Raw genomic sequence first — 23,329 nt, forward strand, 5'->3', positions numbered from 1 at the left:
GACGAGGACAGCATGCAAGACAAGATTTCCTGCCAACGGCAGGACGAGGCCGATCGCCTGCGCGGATTGCGCGAGCAGTTTCAACTGAACGACGACGAGATCTACCTGGACGGCAATTCGCTGGGCGTGCTGCCGCGCGCCGCGGCGGCGCGCGTGCAGCAGGCAGTGGTCCAGGAATGGGGCCAGGGCCTGATCCGCAGTTGGAACGACGCCGGCTGGATCGACCTGCCGCAACGCCTGGGCGACAAGATCGCCCGCCTGGTGGGCGCCGCGCCCGGCGAACTGGTGGTGGCCGACTCGACCTCGGTGAACCTGTACAAGGTGATGTCGGCGGCGCTGGGCCTGGTGGCCGCCGACGCGCTTGGCAGCACCCGGCCGAGCCGCACCCGCATTCTCAGCGAACGCAGCAACTTCCCCACCGACCTGTACATCGCCGAAGGACTGGCGCGCCAGCACGGCATGACACTGGAGCTGCTGGAACCCGACGAGATCCTGGACCAGCTGGACGAGCGCGTGGCGGTGTTGATGCTGACCCACGTGAACTACCGCACCGGCCGCATGCTCGACATGGCGGCCCTCACGCGCGCGGCGCACGACGCCGGCGCGCTGGCCGTCTGGGACCTGGCGCACTCGGCGGGCGCGGTGCCGGTGGACCTGAACGGCGCGGGAGCCGACTTCGCGGTGGGCTGCGGCTACAAGTATCTGAACGGCGGCCCGGGCGCGCCGGCATTCGTGTGGGCGAACGCGCGCCATGCCGACCGCATGCGCCAGCCGCTGTCGGGCTGGATGGGCCACGCCGCGCCCTTCCAGTTCACGCCGGATTACCAGCCCGCGCCGGGCATCGGCCGCTACCTGTGCGGCACGCCCGCGCTGCTGTCGATGACGGCGCTGGAATGCGGCATCGACAGCGTGCTGGCGGCCGAACCGCTGGGCGGCATGCAGGCGCTGCGCGAGAAATCGATCGCGCTGACCGGCCTGTTCATCGAATTGGTCGAGGAACGCTGTGCCGGCCACGGCCTCACGCTGGTCAGCCCGCGCGACCCCGCGCTGCGCGGCAGCCAGGTCTGCTTCGCCCGCGAGGAAGGCGCCTATGCCATCGTGCAGGCGCTGATCGAACGCGGCATGATCGGCGACTTCCGCGCGCCCGACGTACTGCGCTTCGGCTTCACGCCGCTGTACACGCGCTACGCCGACGTCTGGGAAGCCGTCGAGCGCCTGCAACAGGTGCTGGCCGAGGGGCTGTGGCGCGAAGCGCGCTTCCAGCGCCAGGCCGCCGTGACCTGAGGAGGCCGCCATGACCCGACCGACTTCCGAAGACGTGGTGCGCCACGAAAGCCCCAAGCTGGATTACGCCGGCGACATGACCTACGGCGACTACCTGCACCTGGACAAGCTGCTGGACGCGCAGCATCCGTTGTCGCCCGAGCACAACGAGATGCTGTTCATCGTGCAGCACCAGACCAGCGAACTGTGGATGAAGCTGATGCTGCACGAGCTGCGCGCGGCCATCGACGCCGTGCGCGCCGACCAGTTGCAACCGGCCTTCAAGATGCTGGCGCGCGTCAGCAAGATCCTGGAGCAGTTGGTACATGCCTGGGACGTGCTGGCCACGATGACGCCGCCCGAGTACTCGGCGCTGCGGCCCTACCTGGCGCGCTCCAGCGGCTTCCAGAGCTATCAGTACCGCCAGATCGAGTTCCTGCTGGGCAACAAGAACGCGGCCATGCTCAAGCCGCACGCGCACCGGCCCGACCTGCTGGCGCAGGTGCAGGCGGCCTACGAGGCGCCCTCGCTATACGACGAGGCGCTGCGCCTGCTGGCGCGCCGCGGCCTGCCGGTGCCGGCCACGCATCTGCAGCGCGACTGGACCCGCCCCTATGAAGCCGACGCCGCGGTGCAGGAGGCCTGGCTGGCGGTCTACCGCGCGCCCGACACCCATTGGGATCTGTATCAGCTGGGGGAAAAGCTGACGGACCTGGAGGATGCCTTCCGGCTGTGGCGTTTCCGCCACGTCACCACGGTGGAGCGGGTGATCGGCTTCAAGCGGGGCACCGGCGGCACGTCCGGCGTGGATTACCTGCGCAAGATGATCGAGGTGGTGCTGTTCCCCGAGATCTGGCGGCTGCGTACCGAGCTGTAACGGGCTTGCAGGCTGGCCACAGGCATTGTTAGAATGCCGAGTTACCTTTTTTGGATACGTGGCTGGCCTGCCGCAATTGGATGCGCACTTTGCACCGCGCTGGCAGGGTCGGCTGGCGACCCACCAACCCCCAAGGATTTTCATCATGAAAGCCGACATTCACCCCAATTACCGCGACGTGGTGTTCGCTGACCTGCAAACGGGCAGCAAGTTCATCATCCGCTCGACCGTGACCACGCGCGAAACCATCGAAATGGACGGCAAGACGTACCCGCTGTTCAAGTGCGACGTGACGTCCGAATCGCACCCCTTCTACACGGGCGCCCAGACCCGCATCGTCGAAACCGGCCGCGTCGAGAAGTTCCGCGCCCGTTTCGCCCGCACCGCTGGCACCGTCAAGTCGGCTTCCTGATCCGGACATCCGGCCCCGGATTTCCGCCCAATCGGCGCGCCCCGCGCGCCACTGCGGCGAACCGGCAAGAAAAGCAGCCCAGGCGGGCTGCTTTTTTTTCTCCGCGCCATCCCGGTCCGTCCTCTTTTTTCATCAACACACCCGCTCGCGTCGATTACATTTAGCTCCGTGCCTCCCATTTCGCGATCCACCCCTGCCCGCCTGACCATTCCGGGCGCAGCCAAGCTGCCCCGCCTGGTGCTGCTGAGCCTGTCGCTGGCCTATATCGTGGCCGGCCTGTTCATGCGCGACCCCTGGAAGACGGATGATGCGGTGGGCCTGGCCACCATGCTGACCGCGCTGCGCGAGGGCGGCGTGGCGTGGCTGCTGCCCCAGGTCGGCAATCTGGCGCACGCCGAGGAAGGTCCACTGCTGACCTGGGTCGGGGCCATTTCGGTCTGGCTGTTCGGCCCGCTGGTCGGCGACATCACCGCCGGACGCCTGCCCAACGTGATGTGGTTCGGCATCACCGCCGCCGGCATCTGGTACGGCACCTATCTGCTGGGCCGCCGCGCCGAAGCGCAGCCGCTGGCCTTGCCGTTCGGCGGCGAGCCCGAACCGCGCGACTATGGCCGCATGCTGGCCGACGCCGCACTGCTGCTGCTGCTGGCCATGGTCGGCATCCTGCAGCGCATCCACGAAACCTCGGTCGTGCCCCCCATCATGGCCTGCGGCGCGATGGCGTTCTATTCCCTGGCGCGCATGATCGACCGGCCCGCCACCGGGTCTCTGACGCTGGTGCTGGCGCTGGCCGGCAGTTTCCTGACGCGCGGATGGGTCGGCGCCATCCCGATCATGCTGTCCGCGCTGCTGGCCTTCCACCCACGCAGCATGCTGTGGCTGCGCGTGCGCTGGCTGCCCGCCATCATCGCTCTGACCGCCGCCCTGATCCTGGCATGGTGGATTCCTGCCTCCAACACCAGCGAATACTGGATCCGCAACTGGAAGGCCTGGAACATCAGTTCGTTCTCGATGCCGATCCTGGCCCTGTCGATGCGCACGCTGCGCGACCTGCCCTGGTACCTGTGGCCCGCCTGGCCGCTGGCGCTGCTGGCCGTCTGGCGCTGGCGCAACTGGCTGTACTCGCCGCACATCTGGCTGGCGATGATGCAGCTGATCTGCGCCCTGCTGCTGCTGTTCTTCCTCGAGGAACCCAGCGATTCCGAATACGTGCTGCTGGCGGTGCCCTGCGCCACGCTGGCCGCGTTCTCGCTGCCCACGCTGCGGCGCGGCGTGATCAACACGCTGGACTGGTTCGCCGTGATGTGTTTTTCGCTGACGCTGGCCACCGCCTGGCTGGGCTGGGTGGCGCTGCACTTCGGCTGGCCGCCCAAGATCGCCCACAACATCGCCCGCCAGACCACCGGCTACGAGCCCTCCATCGGCTGGATCGCCGTGCTGCTGTCGCTGGCCATCACGGGGGCCTGGGTGCTGCTGGTGAAATGGCGCCTGCGCGAACGTCCGGCGGCCCTGTGGCGCGGCACCGTGCTGTCGGCCAGCGGCCTGACCGCCACCTGGATCCTGCTGGTGCTGCTGTGGCAGCCGGCCGTCGACTACGCGCGCAGCTACCGCACCGTGTCGGGCGAACTGACGGCAGCGCTGCAAGCCAACATGCGGCCCGGCGAATGCGTGCGCGGCCTGAGCCTGGGCGCCGGCCAGCGCGCGTCGTTCCTGATCTTCAACAACGTCAATTTCCCCTACGACGGCCGTTGCACGCTGGTGCTGCAGCAGACCACCAACAACAGCCTGCGCGACGGCACCGCCGCCTACAGCGACCCGGACGTCGAGGAACTCTGGCGCGGTGGCCGCCGCGCCGACCGCAACGAAGTCTTCCGCCTGCTGCGCGTGCCGCCCAACCGGTAACGTCCCATGGCTGCCGGCAGTTCCCTCATGAGTTTCGGGGGCACGATGCGCCACATCGTGCGCCAGGCCTGGCCCGTGCTGGTCAGCCAGTGGGCCGGCATCGCCTTCGGCGTGCTGGACACCGCCATGACCGGCCACGCCAGCGCGCAAGACCTGGCGGCGATGTCGCTATCGGTGTCGGTCTACATCACCGTGTTCGTCGGCCTGATGGGCGTGGTGCACGCGCTGATCCCGATCCAGGCCCAGCACTTCGGCGCCGGGCGCCACGACGAGGTGGGCCGGGCATGGGGCCAGGGCATCTGGCTGGCGCTGGGCCTGTCGGTGCTGGGCGCAGTGCTGATGCTGTTTCCGGACATGTGGCTGTCGCTGTCGGGCCCGGTGGATGAGGACGTGCGCAACCGCATGGCCGCCTACCTGCGCGCGCTGGTGGTGGCCCTGCCCGCTTCGCTGATGTTCCGCACCATCTATGCCCTGGGCGCGGCCGTGTCGCGGCCCAAGATCGTCATGTCCATCAACCTGGGCGGCATCGGGCTGAAGGCGCTGTGCAACTGGCTGCTGATCTACGGCAAGCTGGGCCTGCCCGCGCTGGGCGCCACCGGCGCCGGCATCGCCACCGCCATCACCTACTGGACCAGCCTGATGATCGGCCTGTGGGTGATCCGGCACGACGTCTATTACCGCCGCTTCCATCTGCGGCTGGGCCGGCCGCGCTGGTTGCAGCAGAAGGAACTGCTGCGCCTGGGCCTGCCCATGGGCGGCTCGTACCTGGTCGAAGTCTCGGCCTTCACGTTCATGGCCCTGCTGGTGGCGCGCGAAGGCACGCACGTGCTGGGCGGCCACCAGATCATGTCGAACCTGGCCGCGCTGTGCTACATGATGCCGATGGCGCTGGGCGTGGCCACGGGCGCGCTGGCCGCGCAGAACATCGGCGCGGGCCATCCGGTGCAAGCGCGGCGCACGGGCCTGGCCGGACTGGCCCTGGGCCTGATCGGCGCGCTGCTGACCTCCGCCGTGCTGCTGGTCGGCCGCCAGCCCATCCTGGCCGCCTACACCAGCGATGCGCAGGTCGCCGCGGTGGCCGGCAGCCTGCTGGCCATGATTCCGCTGTTCCACCTGTGCGACTCGATGCAATGCATCAACTCGTACCTGCTGCGCGCCTACAAGGTGGCGGTGGTGCCGCTGCTGCTGCAGGTGCTGGCCCTGGGCATCGTGGGCCTGCTGGGGGGATGGTGGCTGGGCTTCGGTCCGGGCCGCGGCGGGCTGGACGGGCTGCGCCTGGCGATCATGCCGGACTCGCCGCAAGGCGCGGGCACGATGTGGCTGATGGCGATGGTGGGATTGGGATTGTCGGCGCTGCTGCTGCACGCCTGGTACTGGCGCACGCTGCGCCGGACGATGCCAGCGGCGACCGCGTTGCGCTGATCCCCGCTCGGGAAGTGTCGCCATCGATCGGGCGATGCGGCAATCGAGAGTATCCCGTGCGCTGTCCGCTGGACACGGGTCATGCGGGCATATCCAAGGGACAGCGCACGGCACACGGCATGCCGGCCCTCCGCATACAACAGCTACCGGCGAAGGTCTTGCAGGACGGAAGGCCGGCCTGCCGTGTTCGGTTCAGGGGGTTACTTGGCAGGGGTGGCGGCCGGGGTGGCCTTCTTGGCGCTGGCCTTGTGGGCATGCGCCTTGTGCTTGGCCGACTTGGCCTGTGCGTGGCTCGCGCCGTCGGCACTCGAAGGCGCGGCGAAGGCCGAGGGCGCGGCCGCCAGGCCCAGGCAAAGCGCCGAGGTGGACAGGAACGCGGCAATACGCGATTGAGTCGTCATGGTGGGAACTCCTTCTCCAATCACACGGCAGGCGGAAGTGCCTTGGTGCGTGTGCATGACGTTGGAGTGCGCGCGCCGCGTAAAAATCCTGAAATCTCCGCACTTTTACGGATGGTTGCGACGCTGTCAGCGCGCTGACTTTTCCGGATGCCGGTGGCGCGGACTTACGATTCGTAGATCAGCAGCGCCACCGTGGCGAACAGCATGATGGCGAAGGCCGCGCGCAGGCTGCGTTCGGGCAGGCGATAGGCCAGCCGCACGCCGACCGGCACCAGCGCCAGGCTGCCCAGCGCCAGCGGAACGCCGACCGTCCAGTCGGCCTGCCCGGCCCAGGCATAGGTGACCAGCGCGATGGTGGATCCGGGGATGACCATGGACAGCGCCAAAGCCTGCGCGGTGGTCTGCGGCAGGCGGAATACCGTGGTGATGATGGGCACGGCCAGGATGGCCCCGCCCACGCCGAAGAAACCGCCCAATGTGCCCGCGACCACGCCCAGCGCCGCCGCGCGCGCGGGCGTGAACTCGGGCGCCGCCGGCCGCGGCGTGGCCCGTGCCGGCGCGGGACGGCCTTTACGCCACGTCTGGTACAGATAGAACAGGCCCACGCAGAACAGGAATGCCGCGAAGCTCTGCCGCAGCGTGCTGGAAGGGATGCCCAGCGCCAGCCGCGCGCCGACCCAGGTGAAGGCCACGGCCCCGGCGGCGCCCGCCGCGGCCACGCGCAGGTCGAAGCGCGCCTGCTGGTGATACTTGCGCACCGCCACCATGATGGTGGGCAGCACCATGATGAGCGCGGTGCCCTGGGCTTCCTGCTGGGACATGCCCAGCAGCAGGGCCAATGCCGGAATGGCGATCAGCCCGCCGCCGATGCCCAGCACGCCGCCCAGGAAACCGATGGAAGCGCCGCCGGCCAGGCAGGCGGTGACGACGGCAAGGCTCATCGCAGTTTTTCCAGGGCGTCTTCGAGGCGGTCGACGGCCCAGATCTCAAGGCTTTCGATCGGTTGGCGCGGCGCATTGGCCTTGGGGATCAGCGCGATGCCGAAGCCCAGCTTGGCGGCTTCGCGCAGCCGCTCCTGGCCGCGCGGCGCGGGCCGGATCTCGCCGGCCAGGCCCACTTCGCCGAAGGCGACCAGGCCGCGCGGCAAGGGCCGGTCGCGCAGCGACGACATGATGGACAGCAGCACCGGCAGGTCGGCCGCGGGCTCGGTGATGCGCACGCCGCCCACCGCGTTGACGAAGACGTCCTGGTCGAAGGTGGAGACGCCCGCATGCCGGTGCAGCACCGCCAGCAGCATGGCCAGCCGGTTGCCTTCCAGGCCGACGGTGAGGCGGCGCGGATTGGGCGCATGCGAGCTGTCGACCAGCGCCTGGATCTCGACCAGCAGCGGCCGCGTGCCCTCTTGCGTGGCCATGACGCACGAGCCCGCCACCTGCTGCGCATGCTGCGACAGGAACAGGGCCGAGGGATTGGCCACGCCGCGCAGGCCACGGTCGGTCATGGCGAACACGCCCAGTTCGTTGACGGCGCCGAAGCGGTTCTTGAAGGCGCGCACCAGGCGGAACGACGAATGCGTGTCGCCTTCGAAATACAGCACGGTGTCGACGATGTGCTCGAGCACGCGCGGGCCGGCCAGCGCGCCGTCCTTGGTGACGTGGCCGATCATCACGATGGTGATGCCGGTCTGCTTGGCCAGGCGCGTGAGCTGCGCGGCGCACTCGCGCACCTGCGAGACCGAGCCGGGCGCGGCGGTCAGTTCGCCGCTGTACAGCGTCTGGATGGAGTCGATGACGGCGACGGAAGGCTTCTGCTCGGCCACGGCGGCCTGGATGGCCTCGAGCCGGATCTCGGCCAGCAGGTCGACCTGGCCGGTGGCCAGTTCGAGCCGGCGCGCGCGCAGCGCCACCTGTTCGGCGGACTCTTCGCCGGTGACGTACAGCACGCGCACGCTGGCCGACAGCGAGGCCAGGGCCTGCAGCAGCAGCGTGGACTTGCCGATGCCGGGGTCGCCGCCGATGAGCACCACGGCCCCGGGCACCAGGCCGCCGCCCAGCACACGGTCGAATTCATCCAGGCCGGTGGGCTGGCGCGGGGTTTCGCGCGCCTCGATGTCGGACAGGCTGCGCACCGGCGCGGAATTGGCCAAGGGCGCATAGCGGTGCGAGGCCGCGGCGGCGGAGGCCGGCTTCTCGACGGTTTCTTCCAGGGTGTTCCAGGCTTCGCAGTGAGGACAGCGTCCCAGCCATTTGGGGGAGACGCCGCCGCATTCGGCGCAGATGTAGACGGTTCGTGACTTGGCCATGGCGGCAGTTTACCGGGATCGGCTGCCCGCGCCGCGGCGGCCCGATACGTTTGCTTGCACCTTCGCTTAACCCCTTTTTGTCCCGCCGCGCGTTCAAGGGAATACGGCCCAACCAAAAAGGAAACCGCCATGACCGTCTCGTCCCGCTCCGTACGCTTCGTCTGCACCACGTTGATGGCCGCGCTGCTGGCCGCCTGCAACCAGTCCGGCCTGCCCTCTGGCGGCGCGTCTTCGGGCTCGGCGCCGCGGCCCGCCGCGCAAGCCTCGTCCCACGGCGCTGCGCAGACGCCCTCTGCTGGCGCGCAGCCCGAACAGCGCGAGCGGCAGGCCTCGCCCGCCGCGTCGAGGCAGCCGCTGGTCGAACCCGTCGCGCCCCCGCCGCCCAGCCCCATGCCCGCCAGCGCCGCGCAACGCATGAAGATGGACAGTGCGGTCTCGGCCTACGCCCCCGCCGGCGGCATCGCAGTCCCCGACATGCTGCCCGCCGAACCGGACAACGAACGCTACAGCGCCTACACGGACAATCCCGTTCACCTGGCCGCCGAGCAGCCCGTGTCGACCTTCGGCGTGGACGTGGACACCGGCTCGTACTCCAACGTGCGGCGCCTCTTGAACGAAGGCCGCCTGCCGCCGCAGGATGCCGTGCGCAGCGAGGCCTTCATCAACTACTTCGACTATGACTACGCCGTGCCCGAGAAGCGCGAGCAGCCATTCGCCGTCACCACCGAACTGGCGCCCGCGCCGTGGAACCCGAAGCGCCAGTTGCTGATGGTGGGCATCCAGGGCTACAAAGTGGCGCCCGAGGCCATTCCCGCCTCGAACCTGGTGCTGCTGATCGACACCTCGGGCTCGATGGCGGACAAGAACAAGCTGCCGCTGCTGAAGGCCGCGTTGCGCCAGTTGGTGAACAATCTGCGTCCCGAGGACCGCGTGGCGATCGTGACGTATGCAGGGTCTGCGGGCGTGGCCCTGCCCTCGACCCCGGCGCGCGACAAGGCCAGCATCCTGGCCGCCATCGACGGGCTGCGCGCCGCCGGCTCGACCAACGGCGCGGCGGGCCTGGACCTGGCCTATGCGCAGGCCGCGCAGGGCTTCGTGAAGAACGGCGTGAACCGCATCCTGCTGGCCAGCGACGGCGATTTCAACGTGGGCACGGTGGACCTGCAGGCGCTGAAGGACAAGATCGGCGCGCAGCGCAAGCGCGGCATCGCGCTGACCACGCTGGGCGTGGGCAGCGGCAACTACAACGACGCGCTGGCCATGCAGTTGGCCGACGCCGGCAATGGCAGCTATCACTATCTGGACAACCTGACCGAGGCGCGCAAGGTGCTGTCGCGCGAACTGAGCGCGACGCTGCTGACCATCGCGGGCGACGTGAAGGTGCAGGTGGAATTCAACCCCGCCGCCGTGGCCGACTACCGCCTGATCGGCTACGAGAAGCGCGCCCTGGCGCGCGAGGACTTCAACAACGACAGCGTGGATGCCGGCGAGATCGGCGCGGGCGCCAGCGTGACGGCGCTCTACGAGATCACGCCGGTGGGCGCGGAGGCATCGCGCGTGGAGCCGCTGCGCTACGGCGCGGCGCAGGGGCGCGAGATGCCGGCGCTGGGCAGCGGCGCGAAGCCGCGCGGCGCCTCGGAAGTAGCGTATCTGCGCCTGCGCTACAAGCTGCCGGGCCAGGACCAGAGCAAGCAGGTCGAGCAGGCCGTGTCGGCCGATGCCAGCGCCGCGCCCAGCGTGCGCCTGCAGCGCGCGGCGTCGGCGGCGGCCTTTGCCCAGTGGCTGCGCGGCGGCAAGTATCTGGATGGCTACACGCCGGCCCAGATCGCCACGTTGGCCCGCGGTGCGCGCGGCAACGATCCGTATGGCCTGCAGGCCGAGTTCGCCAACCTGGTCGAACTGGCCGGCACGCTGGGCACCCCGGCCGTGCGTTGATCGGTTGCGCGGGAAAGCCGTCCGGGAGTTCGCGCCCCTGGACGGCTCCGCGCAAGAAAATCGGATTCGTCATGTCGTTCGCCGTCCAGTCCCTGTCGTCCGCCGCCTGTCCGCCCCTGGCGCCATGCGCCGGTTTCCATCCGGAGATACACTGCCCGGCCATGGACACGACGCACGCCGACGACGAATCGCTGATGCTCGCCTACGGCGCCCGAGGCGACACGGCGGCGTTCGACACGTTGTATGCACGGCATCGCGCCGGTCTGTATCGTTATCTGCTGCGCGGCACGCGCAATGCCCAGGTGGCGGATGATCTGTTCCAGGAAACCTGGAGCCGCGTCATCGATGCGCGCGCCCGCTACCGCCCCGAGGCCCGCTTCTCGACCTGGCTGCTGCAGATCGCGCACAATCTGGTGGTGGACTTCTATCGCCGCCAGCCATCCCGCGCCACGGTCGACGATGCCGACGAGGTGCTGGCGGCCCTGCCCGCGCCCGAGCACGAACAGCCCGAGCAGCAGGTGTCGCAATTCCAGGCCCGGCGCGGCCTGCAGTTGGCCATCGAACAACTGCCCGACGAGCAGCGCCAGGCGCTGCTGCTGAAATGGGAGCATGACCTCAGCGTGGAAGACATCGCACAGATCACCGGCGCGCCGCGCGAAACGGTGAAGTCACGGCTGCGCTACGCCGTCGGCCGCATCCGCGATGCGCTGGGCGCCAACGCCAGGAGCGAATCATGAATGCGCCACTGCCCCCGGATGACGATTTTCTGGACGATGACAGCGACCTGCGGGCGCTGTATGGCAAGCTGCCCGCGGCTGAGCCGCCTGCGGCGCTGGATGCGCGTATTCGTTCGCAGGCGCATGCGGCGGCGCAGGGTGATCAGCGGGTGCGGAACAAGACGCGCCGGATTCATCCGGGGTGGGCGATTGCGGCATCGGTGTTGTTGGCCAGTGGGCTGATTTTGATGACGGATCTGCCGCAGCAGGCGGACCAGGCCGGGCAGGCTGCCGCGCCGGGAATCAACGCCGAGCTGGCACAGCCGCCGCAATTGCAGGAGATGGTGCCTGCGCCCGCGCCGGCGCCGCCTGCGGCGTTGCAGCGTGGCGGGCAACCTCAGGGGCAGGCTGAATTGCGGATGCGGCGCAGTGAGGCGCCACCGCCGCCGCCCGCACCAGAAACCGTTCCCAGGCCCGATCCCAAGCCCGGTGCGGGCATCACGCCCGATGCCGTGGCGCCCTCGTTCCGGCCATTGACGCCGCCTTCGCTGGCGCCCGCGCCGTATGGAAGCTATGCGCCGCCTCGGCAGGCGGCACCGGCCCAAGCCGCCGAGTCGGTTCGGCCCGACGCGCCGGCGGTGCCGGCCGAACCGACCCGACCCGCAGCGCCGTCTCGCCCCGCGCCCGCCCGGCAAGCGGAATCCGCCGCATCCCAGGCAGACGCCGCTACGATGCGCGGTTCGAGCGCGGCGGGCGCCATGCAGGCGCCGGATGACGCCCGTGCGCGGGCCATGCAGAAAGCTCAGGCGGAAAATGCCCAGCGCGCCGAAGCCGTCCAGGACGAACGCAAGACGACACGGTCGCTGGCCCCACGCAAAGTGGCAGCCACCGCCGAGCAGCAGGTCGAACGCGTGCGCGCCATGCTGAAGGCAGGCAAGCACGAGGAAGCCGTGCAGGCGCTGCAAGCGCTGCGACAGGCATGGCCGGAATATGAGATTCCGCGGGATCTGCGTGGCCTGCTGCCAAACGACGGTGCGCCTCGCTGAAGCTTCTCGGCGGCGAGGCAGCCACGTACAGGGCTAGCCGGCCAGTTGGTGTGTCACCAACGAATTGCCGCAGGCGACGCGCTTTATTGCAGGGCCGCGTTGGCCTTGGCGTTCAGCTTGGTCTTGAATAGCCAGTCGCGGTAGTCGTTGAGGTCACCGTCGAAGGGTTCGACCTTGCCGTCGGCCACGATGACGAACTGGTCGGTGGTGGCACGCAGCAAGTGGCGATCGTGCGACACCAGCACCAGGGTGCCCTCGAACTGCGCCAGGGCCATGGTGAGCGCTTCGCGGGTTTCCAGGTCCAGGTGATTGGTCGGTTCGTCCAGCAACAGCAGATTGGGCCGTTGCCAGACGATGAGCGCCAAGGCCAGGCGGGCTTTCTCGCCGCCTGAGAAAGGCGCGATGCTGCTGGTTGCCATCGCCCCCGCGAAGTTGAAACCGCCCAGGAAATTACGCAGTTCCTGTTCGCGCGTGCCGGGGGCCAGCTTGACCATGTGCCACAAGGGCGATTCATCGTGGCGCAGCATCTCGACCTGATGCTGGGCGAAATACCCGATCGACAGGCCCTTGCCGAAAACTGCCTCGCCGCCCAGGGCCTGCAATTCCCCGGCGATGGTCTTGATGAAGGTGGACTTGCCCGCTCCGTTCACGCCCAGCAGGCCAATACGCTGGCCGCCCTGCAGCGAAAACTTGATGTCCCTGATGACGATCTTGTCGGCGCCGCCTTCGTCCGCGGCCGGGTAACCGGCCTGGACGGCGTCCATGCGCAGCAGCGGATCGGGGGCGCGGTCCGGCTCCCGGAATTCGAAGGAAAACTCTGCCGCGGCGCGCAACGGGGCCAACTCTTCCATCTTCGCCAGCGCCTTGATCCGGCTTTGCGCCTGGCGCGCTTTCGAGGCCTGGGCCTTGAAGCGATTGATGAACGATTGCAGATGCGCGCGTTGGCGCAGCTGCTTTTCCATGGCGCCGGCCGCCAGTTCCAGTTGCGCGGCGCGCTGGCGTTCGAAGGCGGAGTAATTGCCCGCATAGCGCTTCAGTTTGCGCTCATCCACGTGAACCACCACGTTGACCACCTCGTCGAGGAAATCGCGGTCATGCGAAATCACCAGCAACGTGCCGGGATAACGCTTCAACCAGTCCTCCAGCCACAGGATGGCATCCAGATCCAAGTGGTTGGTGGGCTCGTCCAGCAGCAGCAGTTCAGACGGGCACATCAGCGCTTGCGCCAGGTTCAGCCGCATCCGCCAGCCACCCGAAAAGCTGGTCAGGGGCTGGTCCATCTGCGCCATCGAGAAGCCCAGGCCAGTCAGCAGTTGTTCCGCCCGCGAGCGCACGGTATAGGCGTCGGCATCCGCCAGGGCGCCGTACAGCTCGCCGATCAACAGGCCGTTTTCAGGCGTATCGGCAGCGGCTTCCACCTCGGCCAGCCGGGCTTCCAGGCGGCGCAGTCCCACATCGCCGTCGATCGCGTAGTCGATGGCCGAGCGATCCAGCGCCGGCGTTTCCTGCGCCACGTAGGCCACGCGCCAGTTCGGCGGGTAGCTCAGATCCCCCTGGTCGGCGTGCAGTTCGCCGCGCAGCAGGGCGAACAGGCTGGACTTGCCCGCGCCATTGGCGCCGATCAAGCCGATCTTGTCGCCGGGGTTGAGGATGAGGTCGACTTTTTCCAGCAAGGGCTTGACGCCTCTTGCCAGCGAGACTTGCTGAAACCGGATCATGCAGAGAAGGGCCGCGAGGGCATAGGAGTGATGCCGCAAACCGGCGGACCAGAGGATAACCGATTCAGGAGACGGCAGCCCGTAACGTATCCCGGATCACGGGCGAACCGGCTATTCGTAAGCGGCGGTTCGCATCAGGCCATACGCGGGGTCATACGCGGGGTCATACGCAGTCAACGGCTGCAATGACGCAAATAACAAAGGCGCATCAGGCATCGGCCTGACACGCCCTCGCATCAACCATCAAAAGGGGCTGCCGCCCCGGAAAGCTCCGGCTTACCGCCCGCCCAGCGACCCGCCGCCATCCACACCCAGCACCTGGCCGGTGATGAAGCCGGCTTCGTCGGACAACAGGAACGCCACCGCCGCCGCCACTTCCGCCGGCGTGCCCAGCCGCTTCATGGGAATCGAGCTCAGCGTACGCTTCTCAGCATCACTACCCGCCGGATGATTCTCGCGGAACAATTCCGTCTCGATCGGCCCCGGCGCCACCGCATTGACCGTCACCCCATACTCAGCCAATTCCAACGCCCAAGTCCGCGTACAGCCCACCAACGCATTCTTCGCGGCCGAATAACTGGTGCGATCCAGCGAACCATGAATAGCCCGGCTGGTGATGTTGACGATACGCCCCGTACGACGCACCTTCATCGACTCGACAAACGCCTGCGTGACCTGCACGGCCACACGCACATTCAGGTCCAGCACGCGATACAACGTCGCCAGATCGATCTCGCCCAGCGGCTGCGGCGACACCACGCCCACGTTGTTCACCACCGCATCAACCGGGAATTTGTCGCGGATCTCGCGCAGCACTTCTTCCGTGCGGCCCGCATCAGTCAGGTCGCAGGCGTACAGATAGCCCGGAAAATCCACATCGGCGGTATTGCGCGCGATGCCCACCACGTGGCAGCCCAGGTCGGTCAGGCGCTGCGACAGTGCCCAGCCTATACCCTTGGTGGCTCCCGTCACCAGCACGCATTTGTCCTTCATGGATGCAACCCTTTAACGTTGATCATTATTCACGGCCTCGGCGCGCGCCAGCGCGGCGCCACGCCATCTGCCCAGTAGACACCAAGCCCGGGGCGGATGTCATGCTCTTTGCGTGACAATCCCGCGCACCAACCACGCGGGACAGTAACCCGTCGCGCATCGAATCCGCGTCAATAAGACCCTTGCGGCCTCGACGTTCGGCGGCCTGTCAGCCCAGGCGGATCGGTCAGGGCCGCGTGGTCTGCGGCACGCGCGGCGCCACGGCGCACAGCAATTCGTAGCCGATGGTGCCGGCCGCGCGGGCTACGTCGTCGACCGACGGGCCGCCCTCGCCCCACAACGCCACCGGCGATCCCACGCCGGCAGACGGGGCCGGTCCCAGGTCGACCATCAGCATGTCCATCGAGACGCGGCCCAAGAGGCGCGTCGGCACGCCGGCCACGGTGATGGGCGTACCGGTGCCCGCATGGCGCGGATAGCCATCGGCATAGCCGCAGGCCACCACGCCCACGCGCATGGCCTGCTCGGTGCGGTAGGTGGCGCCGTAGCCGATGGCCTGGCCAGCCGGCACGCTCTGCACGCCGATGACTTCTGAACGCAGCGACATGGCGGGCCGCAGACCGTACGAGGCGGCGGACGCGTCGTCGAACGGCGAGGCGCCGTACAGGCAGATGCCTGGCCGCACCCAGTGCTGCGTGCTGGCATCGCCCCGCGCGATCTCCGGGTAGCGCAGCGTGGCGGCCGAGTTGCAGACGCTGACCGGTCCGTTGGCCAGGCCGCGGGTGGCCTGGCCGAAGACATCGAGCTGGCCCGCCACGCCCTCGGGACCATCGGCGCAGGCGAAGTGGGTCATGCGGCCCACCGAACCCAGCACGCCTTTGGCATGCAGTTGCACGGCGCGCGCATGGGCCTGCGCGTAATCGTGCGGCGCGAAACCCAGACGGTTCATGCCGCTGTTGAGCTTGACCATGACGTCGACACGGCGCGACAGCCGGGCGGTGGCCAGCATGTCGAGCTGTTCGTGCGTGTGCACCGTGCTGGTCAGGTGATAGCGATCGACGATTTCCAGGTCGGCGGGTTGGAAGAAGCCTTCCAGCAGCAGGATGGGGCCACCCCAGCCGGCTTCGCGGCAGCGCACCGCCTCGTCCAGGTCCAGCATGGCCAGGCCCTGCGCCGCCGAGAACCCCGCCACCGCGCGCTCGATGCCGTGGCCATAGGCGTTGGCCTTGATGACGGCCCAGATCGACGCGGGCGGGGCGCCCGCGCCCTCGGCGTCCTGGTCGAGCAGGCGGCGCACGACCTCCAGGTTATGACGCAGCGCGGAAACGGAAACCGAGGCGGAAATGGGACGCGGCATGGCAGAACTTCCAGGAAACAGGAAACACGCAAGGCGCGATTTTACCGGGGCGGCCGGGTTTCGGGGACGCCTTCAGGCATCGCCGGCCGGTTCGCCCAGCTCCCCCGTGAACGCCTTGGGCCAGCGCTTGAGCACGTGCCGCAAGGCCGAGACGAAGCGCCGCGCCGGCGCCGACAGCGGGCTGTTGGCGGCATGGATCAACTGGATCTTGTGCGGCAGCAGGGGTTCGATGGGGCGCAGCACGAAGTGCTGGCGCGACTCGGGGTGATAGCCGAACGACTCGATCAGCGCCACGCCCACGCCCTGCCGCACCAGCGCCACGGCTTCGGGCGTGGCGCGCACCTCGATGTCGGGCTTGACCGGCACCTCGCCCGAATCCAGGAAACGGCTGGCGAGGCGGCCGAACGGGGTATCGGGCTCGTAGCCGATCAGCAGGTGTCCGCGCAGGTCTTCCGCGCGGATGCGGGTCAGGCTGGCCAGCGGATGGCCGCGCGGAATGGCGCAGGCCAGCCAGCCGTGGCCGATCTCTTCCGACACGACGTGGGCATGCGCGGGCGGCGCCATCGAGGCGATGCCGAAATCGGCATGGCCCAGCAGCACGTGCGGCAGCAGCATGTCGAAGGCCAGCGGGCGGTAGCGGATCTGCGTGCCCGGATGGCGCTCGCGGAAACGCTGGATGACCAGCGGAATCAGCCATTCGCTGAAGCTGGGGCTGGAGACGATGCTGAGTATGCCCTCGGACCCGGTCGACAGGTTGGCGGCCAGCGCGTTCAGGCGATGCACGCCGTCGAAGATGCATTCGGCCTCGGCGAACAGGCGGCGCGCCTCGGGCGTGGGATGCAGCCGGCCCTTGACGCGCTCGAACAGCGCGAAGCGCAGGCGGTTCTCGGCCGAGGCCAGCACGCGGCTGATGGCCGGCTGGGTGACGAACAGCATGCGGCCGGCTTCGCTGAGCGAGCCGGTGACCATGATGGCGTGGAAGACTTCGATCTGCCGCAGGCTGAGCCGGCCGACGCCGGGCGGGGAAATGCTGGCCATGTGAAGAACGCGATAGGAGCGGATGGAGACGCGGCGGGATCGCGCGGGGTCCGGATGATGGCCGGACAGTGTGGCGAAAAGGATAGTGCCGGCCATGCTGTTTTGCATAGCGCCTATAACTAAATGCACGCTCCAAAACAGTGCACCCACCCGCCAACAACAACAAATATCCATTTAAATCAAAAACTTGAAAAACATTCGCAAGGCGAAAAAACACGGCCGAATTCCGCCCGGAACGATTTACTTCCCCTCGCCCGCGCCGCATCCTTCAGCCATCGAATCCCCCTCTGACAGGATGCCGTCATGTCCCGCACCATCACCGTTGCCGCCGCGCAGCTTGGCCCGATCCAGAAGGCCGAGGGCCGCGACGTCGTCGTCCCCCGCATGCTTCGCCTGCTGGAGCGCGCCCACCAGCGCGGCGCCGAGGTCGTGGTGTTCCCCGAACTGGCGCTGACCACGTTCTTCCCGCGCTGGTACCACGAGGATCTGAACGAGGCCGATCACTGGTACGAGACCAGCCTGCCCAGCCCCGCCACGCAGCCGCTGTTCGACGCCATCCGCAAATACGGCCTGACGGTCTACCTGGGCTATGCCGAACTGATCAACGAGACCGATGCGCAGGGCGTGGTGAAGAAGCGCCGCTTCAACACCTCGGTGATCATCGCCCCGTCGGGCGAGATCGTGCTGAAGTACCGCAAGGTGCACCTGCCCGGCCACGCCGAATACGCCTCGCACCGCGCGGTGCAGCATCTGGAAAAGCGCTATTTCGAAGTGGGCGACCTGGGTTTCCCGGTAGTGCAGGCGCCGGTCGGCGCGGCCAGCCAGCCCGTCAACATGGGCATGCTGATCTGCAACGACCGCCGCTGGCCGGAAGCCTGGCGCGTGCTGGGCCTGCAGCAGGTCGAACTGGTCATGCTGGGCTACAACACGCCCGCCATGAACCAGGACAACAAGGGCTTCGAGGCGCATCACCTGCGCGTGCTGCATTCGCAACTGGCGATCCAGTCCGGCTGCTACCAGAACGCCTGCTTCGGCGTGGCCGTGGCCAAGGCCGGCAAAGAAGACGGACACGAGCTGTTCGGCCACTCGATCATCGTGAACCCGCAGGGCGAGATCATCGCGCTGGCGGCCACCTGGGACGACGAACTGATCGTCGCCGACTGCAACCTGGACCTGTGCGAACTGGGCCGCACCACCGTCTTCAACTTCGAGAAGCACCGCCGTCCCGAAGCCTACGGCCGCATCGTCGAGCAGACCGGCAGCGTGCCGCCCGCCGTCTGGACGCCGTCCCGCTGATCCCTTGCCGATGAACGCCATGAATCCGACCCTGACCGCCCTGCCCGACGCCATCGACCACGAACTGCTGGGCCGCCTGCGCGTACCCACGTACGACGACGTGCTGGCCGCCGCGCAACGCATCGCGCCCTATGTGCGCCGCACGCCGCTCTTGCGCTCGCCGCGCCTGGACGCGCTGGCCGGCGGCCCCGTATGGCTGAAGCTGGAGAACCTGCAGATCACCGGCTCGTTCAAGGCGCGCGGCGCGTTCAACGCGCTGCTGAACCTGGACACCGACGCCCGCAAGCGCGGCGTGGTCGCCTATTCCACGGGCAACCACGGCCAGGCCATCGCCTGGGCCGCGCACACGCTGGACATCCCCGCCACCATCGTCATGCCGGTCGACGCGCCGCAGAACAAGGTGGAGAAGGCCGAACGCTACGGCGCGCGCGTGGTGCGCTACGACCGCACCAAGGAAAGCCGCGAAGAGATCGGCATGCGCCTGCTGGCGGAAACCGGCGCGACGCTGGTGCCGCCCGGCGACCATCCCGACGTGCTGGCCGCGCAAGGCACGCTGGCCGTGGAAGCGCTGCTGGACCTGCCCGCCGACGCCCTGGCCAACCTGGGCCTGTTCGCCACGCCGTGCGGCGGCGGCGGCATGATCGCCGGCTGCAGCCTGGCCGTGCGCGCGCTGGCGCCGCAGGCCCGCCTGATCGCCGCCGAGCCCGAGGGCTTCGACGATACGGTGCGCTCGCTGGCCAGCGGCAAGCGCGAACAGAACGCGCCCGACGCCAAGACCCTGTGCGACGCCTTGCAGGCCGCCACGCCCGCCGAACTGCCCTACGCCATCAACGGCCGCTGCCTGGCCGGCGCCGTGGCGGTCAGCGACACAGAAGTCGGCGCCGCGATCCGCTACGCGCTGGAAGAACTGCGCCTGGTGGTCGAGCCCGGCGGCGCGGTGGTGCTGGCCGCGCTGCTGGCCGGCCGCATCGACACCCAGGGACGCGACAGCGTCGTGGTGCTGTCGGGCGGCAACATCGACCTGCCGCTGCTGGCCCGGCTGGCGCAACCGCAATAAGCCGCCACCGCGGCCCCGCATTACCCATGGCAACCCAGCGAGAGAGACGGCAGTAACAACGAGTCCGGCACAGAACCGGAACGCATGCAGTACCGTGGGCAGGCAGGCCTGCCCACGTGATCTTCAGTACTCCTATAACAGTCCAAGGAAGGAAATCACCATGTCCTCGCTGCTCAAGAACGCTGCGCGCCTGCTGTCTCGCGCCGCCCTCCCCGCCGCCCTGCTGCTCGGTTCGCAGGCCGCCCACGCCCAGTACCCCGAACACGCCGTCACCATCGTGGTGCCCTTCAACACCGGCACCACGCCCGACCTCGTCACGCGCCTCTTGGCCGCGGAAATGGGCAAGGCCACCGGCGGCAACTTCGTGGTGCTCAACCGCGTGGGCGCCTCGGGCATGATCGGCACCGCCTCGGTCGCCAACGCCGACCCCGACGGCTACACCATCGGCTTCGCCAACGTGGCCACGATGGCGATCAACCAGTCGCTGTACAAGAAACTGCCGTACGACGCCGACAAGCAGCTGACGCCCGTCGCGCTGACCGGCTCGGTGCAGAACGTGCTGGCCGTGCGTCCCGGCCTGGGCGTCAAGAGCGTGGAAGCACTGATCGCCATGGCCAAGAAGGATCCGGGCAAGCTGGTCGTGGCCTCGGGCGGCAACGGCACCACGGGCCACCTGAGCGCGGCCATGTTCATGAGCATGGCGGGCGTCGACCTGATGCACGTGCCCTACAAGGGCGGCGTCGAGGCCGACCTGGCCGTGCTGCGCGGCGAAGCCGACCTGGTGTTCGAGAACATCTCGTCGATCGCGTCCTTCATCGACCAGAAGAAGGTCATTCCGCTGGCCGTCACCGGCTCGGAACGAGACCCCATCCTGCCGAACCTGCCGACGCTGAACGAACTGGGCCTGAAGGGCTACCAGGCCGTGGCCTGGACCGGCTACGTCGCGCCCGCCGGCACCGATCCGAAGATCCTGGATTTCCTGAACGGCGCCATGAACAAGGCCCTGTCCTCGCAGGAAGTGCAGGACAAGCTGAAGGCCATGGCCTACGTGCCGCACGTCGGCCCCCGCCAGGACCTGTCCGACCGCGCCAACAAGGAACGTCCGGTGTGGGCGAAGGTGATCAAGGACGCCAAGGTCAACATCGACTGATATCGAGGAGGGTGGCATGACAAGCTATGACTTCATCATCCGCGGCGGCACCGTCATCGACGGTTCGGGCGCGCCCCGCGTGCGCGCCGACGTGGCCGTGGCCGATGGCCGCATCGCCGCGGTGGGCGACCTGTCGCAGGCCCATGCCGCCCGCGTCTTCGACGCCACGGGGCGCATCGTCGCCCCCGGCTTCATCGACTCGCATACCCACGACGACCGCTACCTCGTCCAGACCCCGGAGATGCCGGCCAAGCTGAGCCAGGGCGTGACCACCGTGGTGACGGGCAACTGCGGCATCAGCCAGGCGCCCTGGCTGCCCGGCCGGCGCGACGAGGTGCCGGCGCCCGTGAACCTGCTGGGCACCGAGACGGCGAACTTCCCGTTCGCCACGTTCGGCGCTTATCTGGAAAACCTGGACCGCAACCCACCCGCCGTGAACGCGGCCTGCCTGGTGGGTCACACCTCGCTGCGCGTGGCCGCCATGGACGACCTGGATCGGCCGGCGCGCGAAGACGAGATCGCCCGCATGCGGGAACTGCTGCGCGAGGCCATGGCCAGCGGCGCGATCGGGCTGTCCACCGGCACGGCCTATCCCACCGCCATGCCGGCGACCACCGACGAGCTGATCGCGGTGGCCGAGGTGCTGCGCGAATTCGGCGGGCTGTACGCCAGCCACATCCGCGACGAGGGCGACAAGATTTTCGAGGCGCTGGACGAGGCCTTCGCCGTGGGCCGCGCGGGCGACGCGCCCGTGCTGGTGTCGCACCACAAGCTGATCGGTCCGCGCAACCACGGCCGCTCGGTGCAGACCCTGGCGCACATTTCCGACGCCATGCAGCAGCAGCCCGTGGCGCTGGACTGCTATCCCTACGTGGCCGGCTCGACCATCCTGCGCAAGGACCGCCTGGCCGTCTCCAGCCGCGTCATCGTCAGCAAGTCGGTGCCCTATCCGCAGTACGCCGGCTGGAACCTGGACGACATCGCGCGCGACATGGGCGTGTCGGAAGAGGACGCGGTGGACAGGCTGCAACCCGCCGGCGCCATCTACTTCATCATGGACGAGCGGGACGTCGAACGCATCCTGGCCTTCCCCGGCACCATGATCGGCTCGGACGGCATGCCGCACGATCCCGCGCCGCATCCGCGCCTGTGGGGCACCTTCCCCCGCGTGCTGGGCCATTACTGCCGCGACATGCAGTTGTTCTCGCTGGAAGAGGCCGTGCACAAGATGAGCGGCAAGACCGCCGCCTATTTCCAGCTGCCGGGGCGCGGCCTGGTGCAGGCCGGCTGCCATGCCGACCTGGTGATCTTCGACGCCGGCACCGTGGCCGACACCGCCACCTGGTCGTCGCCGACGCGCCAGGCCCAGGGCATCGACGCCGTGTTCGTCAACGGGGAACTGGCCTGGCATCAGGGGACGGGCACGGGTTCGCGCAGTGGCGCGGTGATCCGTCCGGAACGGCGCAAGTAGGATTGGGAGATCTGCACAAACCCTGACACAAGCGGTATCGACAGCCTGCAAACCGCGCGCCGGCATTCCTTACAATGGCCCGGTCGGGCGGGGCCGCCTTCCAGCGGTCCGAACGCCCTCGCTACGCACCCCCGTATGGCCGTCGATCACTACGAGAATTTTCCTGTCGCCTCGCTGCTGCTGCCCCGTCACCTGCGTCCCGCGGTGACGGACATCTACCGCTACGCGCGCACCGCCGACGACATCGCCGACGAAGGCGACGATTCCGACGAGCAGCGGCTGGCCAAGCTGGGCGCGCTGCGCGCCGAACTGCATCGCATCGGCGCCGAACCCGGCGCGCCCACCCGCCCCGCGCCCGAACTGGCGCACATCTTCGAACCGCTGGCCGCCACCATTGCGCGCCACCAGTTGCCCATCACCCCGTTCTTCGACCTGCTGTCCGCCTTCGAGCAGGACGTGCAGGTCAAGCGCTACGACGACTACGCCACGCTGCTGGACTACTGCTCGCGCTCGGCCAACCCCGTGGGCCGGCTGATGCTGGCGCTGTACGGCGCCGCCACGCCCGAGAACGTGCGCGATGCCGACGCCATCTGCACCGGCCTGCAACTGGTGAACTTCTGGCAGGACGTGCGGGTGGACTGGCGCAAGCAGCGCGTCTACCTGCCGCAGGAAGACCTGCAACGCCACGGCGTGTCGGAACAGGACCTCGCCACCGGCCGCCTGACACCCGAATGGCGCGCGCTGATGGCCTTCGAGGTGGAACGCACACGGGCACTGCTACACTCCGGGGCTGCGTTGCCGCGCCGCCTGCCCGGGCGCATCGGCCTGGAACTCCGGCTGGTGGTCCAGGGCGGTCTGCGCATCCTGCAACGCATCGAGCAGGCCCGGTACGACGTCTTCATGAACCGCCCCGAACTGGGCGCGCGCGACTGGGCCGTCATGCTGTGGCGCGCCCTAAGATGAACAACCCCAC

General features: G+C 68.5%; 20 protein-coding genes. 13 read left to right on the forward strand and 7 right to left on the reverse strand.

Translation table 11 applies throughout. The annotated features are described in order from the left end of the window. Positions 1-12: 12 nt before the first annotated feature. From kynU to A7W11_RS24700, 5 genes are all read left to right on the forward strand, one after another. Positions 13-1,284, forward strand: coding sequence for a kynureninase (gene kynU / locus A7W11_RS24680; protein ID WP_066420414.1), 1,272 nt, complete (start codon positions 13-15; stop codon positions 1,282-1,284). 10 nt (positions 1,285-1,294) lie between these two features. Continuing rightward, complete coding sequence (gene kynA / locus A7W11_RS24685) at positions 1,295-2,140, forward strand: tryptophan 2,3-dioxygenase (RefSeq protein WP_066420416.1); 846 nt, start codon at positions 1,295-1,297, stop codon at positions 2,138-2,140. Positions 2,141-2,285: 145 nt separating this feature from the next. Continuing rightward, entirely contained in the window at positions 2,286-2,552 is a 267-nt protein-coding gene (locus A7W11_RS24690; RefSeq protein ID WP_066130824.1) for a type B 50S ribosomal protein L31, read from the forward strand. Between the two features lie 168 nt (positions 2,553-2,720). Continuing rightward, positions 2,721-4,454 (forward strand): ArnT family glycosyltransferase, encoded by a 1,734-nt coding sequence (locus tag A7W11_RS24695; protein WP_066420418.1) that lies wholly within the window; start codon positions 2,721-2,723, stop codon positions 4,452-4,454. A 6-nt stretch (positions 4,455-4,460) separates the two neighbouring features. Beyond that, the gene (locus tag A7W11_RS24700; protein WP_066420419.1) at positions 4,461-5,876 is read left to right on the forward strand and encodes an MATE family efflux transporter; all 1,416 of its coding nucleotides are present in this window, start codon (positions 4,461-4,463) and stop codon (positions 5,874-5,876) included. 200 nt (positions 5,877-6,076) lie between these two features. Here the strand turns inward: A7W11_RS24700 and A7W11_RS24705 are convergent, their stop codons facing one another. The 3 genes from A7W11_RS24705 to radA form a co-directional block, all read right to left on the reverse strand. Further along, positions 6,077-6,277, reverse strand: coding sequence for a hypothetical protein (locus A7W11_RS24705; RefSeq protein ID WP_066420422.1), 201 nt, complete (start codon positions 6,275-6,277; stop codon positions 6,077-6,079). Positions 6,278-6,441: 164 nt separating this feature from the next. Beyond that, complete coding sequence (locus A7W11_RS24710) at positions 6,442-7,218, reverse strand: sulfite exporter TauE/SafE family protein (RefSeq protein ID WP_066420424.1); 777 nt, start codon at positions 7,216-7,218, stop codon at positions 6,442-6,444. After that, entirely contained in the window at positions 7,215-8,579 is a 1,365-nt protein-coding gene (gene radA / locus A7W11_RS24715) for a DNA repair protein RadA (protein ID WP_066420425.1), read from the reverse strand. Before radA ends, A7W11_RS24710 begins: the two co-directional genes overlap by 4 nt. 129 nt (positions 8,580-8,708) lie before the next feature. Between radA and A7W11_RS24720 the strand changes: the two genes are divergently transcribed. The 3 genes from A7W11_RS24720 to A7W11_RS24730 all read left to right on the forward strand — a co-directional run bounded on the left by A7W11_RS24720 (position 8,709) and on the right by A7W11_RS24730 (position 12,276). Beyond that, complete coding sequence (locus tag A7W11_RS24720; RefSeq protein ID WP_066420426.1) at positions 8,709-10,514, forward strand: vWA domain-containing protein; 1,806 nt, start codon at positions 8,709-8,711, stop codon at positions 10,512-10,514. Between the two features lie 71 nt (positions 10,515-10,585). Continuing rightward, positions 10,586-11,251, forward strand: coding sequence for an RNA polymerase sigma factor (locus A7W11_RS24725; RefSeq protein WP_235816965.1), 666 nt, complete (start codon positions 10,586-10,588; stop codon positions 11,249-11,251). Next, positions 11,248-12,276, forward strand: coding sequence for a hypothetical protein (locus tag A7W11_RS24730; RefSeq protein ID WP_066420427.1), 1,029 nt, complete (start codon positions 11,248-11,250; stop codon positions 12,274-12,276). The genes A7W11_RS24725 and A7W11_RS24730 overlap by 4 nt, the downstream gene beginning before the upstream one ends. Positions 12,277-12,359: 83 nt before the next feature. Here A7W11_RS24730 and A7W11_RS24735 read toward each other — a convergent pair whose 3' ends face one another. From A7W11_RS24735 to A7W11_RS24750, 4 genes are all read right to left on the reverse strand, one after another. Next, positions 12,360-13,994 (reverse strand): ABC-F family ATP-binding cassette domain-containing protein, encoded by a 1,635-nt coding sequence (locus tag A7W11_RS24735; RefSeq protein WP_066420429.1) that lies wholly within the window; start codon positions 13,992-13,994, stop codon positions 12,360-12,362. Between the two features lie 276 nt (positions 13,995-14,270). Next, positions 14,271-14,987: an SDR family oxidoreductase gene (locus A7W11_RS24740; RefSeq protein WP_066420430.1), complete on the reverse strand. Its 717-nt coding sequence runs from the start codon at positions 14,985-14,987 to the stop codon at positions 14,271-14,273. Between the two features lie 226 nt (positions 14,988-15,213). Next, positions 15,214-16,344 carry an alanine racemase gene (gene alr, locus A7W11_RS24745; RefSeq protein WP_066420431.1) on the reverse strand — a complete coding sequence of 377 codons (1,131 nt, stop codon included), beginning with the start codon at positions 16,342-16,344 and terminating at the stop codon, positions 15,214-15,216. Positions 16,345-16,416: 72 nt separating this feature from the next. Further along, entirely contained in the window at positions 16,417-17,382 is a 966-nt protein-coding gene (locus tag A7W11_RS24750) for a LysR family transcriptional regulator (RefSeq protein ID WP_066421771.1), read from the reverse strand. Between the two features lie 303 nt (positions 17,383-17,685). Here A7W11_RS24750 and A7W11_RS24755 point away from each other — a divergent pair, with 303 nt between their 5' ends. The 5 genes from A7W11_RS24755 (at position 17,686) to hpnC (ending at position 23,319) form a co-directional block, all read left to right on the forward strand. Further along, a complete protein-coding gene (locus A7W11_RS24755) occupies positions 17,686-18,678 on the forward strand; it encodes an N-carbamoyl-D-amino-acid hydrolase (protein ID WP_066420432.1) in 993 nt (330 codons plus the stop codon). A gap of 19 nt (positions 18,679-18,697) precedes the next feature. After that, a complete protein-coding gene (locus tag A7W11_RS24760; protein ID WP_066421775.1) occupies positions 18,698-19,735 on the forward strand; it encodes a threonine ammonia-lyase in 1,038 nt (345 codons plus the stop codon). Between the two features lie 160 nt (positions 19,736-19,895). Further along, a complete protein-coding gene (locus A7W11_RS24765) occupies positions 19,896-20,885 on the forward strand; it encodes a Bug family tripartite tricarboxylate transporter substrate binding protein (protein ID WP_066420434.1) in 990 nt (329 codons plus the stop codon). A gap of 16 nt (positions 20,886-20,901) precedes the next feature. Next, positions 20,902-22,356, forward strand: a complete 1,455-nt coding sequence (locus A7W11_RS24770; protein WP_066420436.1) for an N-acyl-D-amino-acid deacylase family protein — start codon at positions 20,902-20,904, stop codon at positions 22,354-22,356. 135 nt (positions 22,357-22,491) lie between these two features. After that, a complete protein-coding gene (hpnC, locus tag A7W11_RS24775) occupies positions 22,492-23,319 on the forward strand; it encodes a squalene synthase HpnC (protein WP_066420437.1) in 828 nt (275 codons plus the stop codon). Positions 23,320-23,329 lie beyond the last annotated feature (10 nt).

Origin of the sequence: Bordetella ansorpii (genome assembly GCF_900078315.1) — a bacterium.
In the GTDB taxonomy this organism is placed as follows: domain Bacteria; phylum Pseudomonadota; class Gammaproteobacteria; order Burkholderiales; family Burkholderiaceae_B; genus Bordetella; species Bordetella ansorpii.

What these genes read in the sequence shown, in the direction of transcription:
- kynU (WP_066420414.1), top strand. Translation starts at nt 13, where the DNA reads ATGCAAGACAAGATTTCCTGCCAACGGCAGGACGAGGCCGATCGCCTG.
- kynA (WP_066420416.1), top strand. Translation starts at nt 1,295, where the DNA reads ATGACCCGACCGACTTCCGAAGACGTGGTGCGCCACGAAAGCCCCAAG.
- A7W11_RS24690 (WP_066130824.1), top strand. Translation starts at nt 2,286, where the DNA reads ATGAAAGCCGACATTCACCCCAATTACCGCGACGTGGTGTTCGCTGAC.
- A7W11_RS24700 (WP_066420419.1), top strand. Translation starts at nt 4,461, where the DNA reads ATGGCTGCCGGCAGTTCCCTCATGAGTTTCGGGGGCACGATGCGCCAC.
- A7W11_RS24705 (WP_066420422.1), bottom strand. Translation starts at nt 6,277, where the DNA reads ATGACGACTCAATCGCGTATTGCCGCGTTCCTGTCCACCTCGGCGCTT.
- A7W11_RS24710 (WP_066420424.1), bottom strand. Translation starts at nt 7,218, where the DNA reads ATGAGCCTTGCCGTCGTCACCGCCTGCCTGGCCGGCGGCGCTTCCATC.
- radA (WP_066420425.1), bottom strand. Translation starts at nt 8,579, where the DNA reads ATGGCCAAGTCACGAACCGTCTACATCTGCGCCGAATGCGGCGGCGTC.
- A7W11_RS24720 (WP_066420426.1), top strand. Translation starts at nt 8,709, where the DNA reads ATGACCGTCTCGTCCCGCTCCGTACGCTTCGTCTGCACCACGTTGATG.
- A7W11_RS24725 (WP_235816965.1), top strand. Translation starts at nt 10,586, where the DNA reads ATGTCGTTCGCCGTCCAGTCCCTGTCGTCCGCCGCCTGTCCGCCCCTG.
- A7W11_RS24730 (WP_066420427.1), top strand. Translation starts at nt 11,248, where the DNA reads ATGAATGCGCCACTGCCCCCGGATGACGATTTTCTGGACGATGACAGC.
- A7W11_RS24735 (WP_066420429.1), bottom strand. Translation starts at nt 13,994, where the DNA reads ATGATCCGGTTTCAGCAAGTCTCGCTGGCAAGAGGCGTCAAGCCCTTG.
- A7W11_RS24740 (WP_066420430.1), bottom strand. Translation starts at nt 14,987, where the DNA reads ATGAAGGACAAATGCGTGCTGGTGACGGGAGCCACCAAGGGTATAGGC.
- alr (WP_066420431.1), bottom strand. Translation starts at nt 16,344, where the DNA reads ATGCCGCGTCCCATTTCCGCCTCGGTTTCCGTTTCCGCGCTGCGTCAT.
- A7W11_RS24750 (WP_066421771.1), bottom strand. Translation starts at nt 17,382, where the DNA reads ATGGCCAGCATTTCCCCGCCCGGCGTCGGCCGGCTCAGCCTGCGGCAG.
- A7W11_RS24755 (WP_066420432.1), top strand. Translation starts at nt 17,686, where the DNA reads ATGTCCCGCACCATCACCGTTGCCGCCGCGCAGCTTGGCCCGATCCAG.
- A7W11_RS24760 (WP_066421775.1), top strand. Translation starts at nt 18,698, where the DNA reads ATGAATCCGACCCTGACCGCCCTGCCCGACGCCATCGACCACGAACTG.
- A7W11_RS24765 (WP_066420434.1), top strand. Translation starts at nt 19,896, where the DNA reads ATGTCCTCGCTGCTCAAGAACGCTGCGCGCCTGCTGTCTCGCGCCGCC.
- A7W11_RS24770 (WP_066420436.1), top strand. Translation starts at nt 20,902, where the DNA reads ATGACAAGCTATGACTTCATCATCCGCGGCGGCACCGTCATCGACGGT.
- hpnC (WP_066420437.1), top strand. Translation starts at nt 22,492, where the DNA reads ATGGCCGTCGATCACTACGAGAATTTTCCTGTCGCCTCGCTGCTGCTG.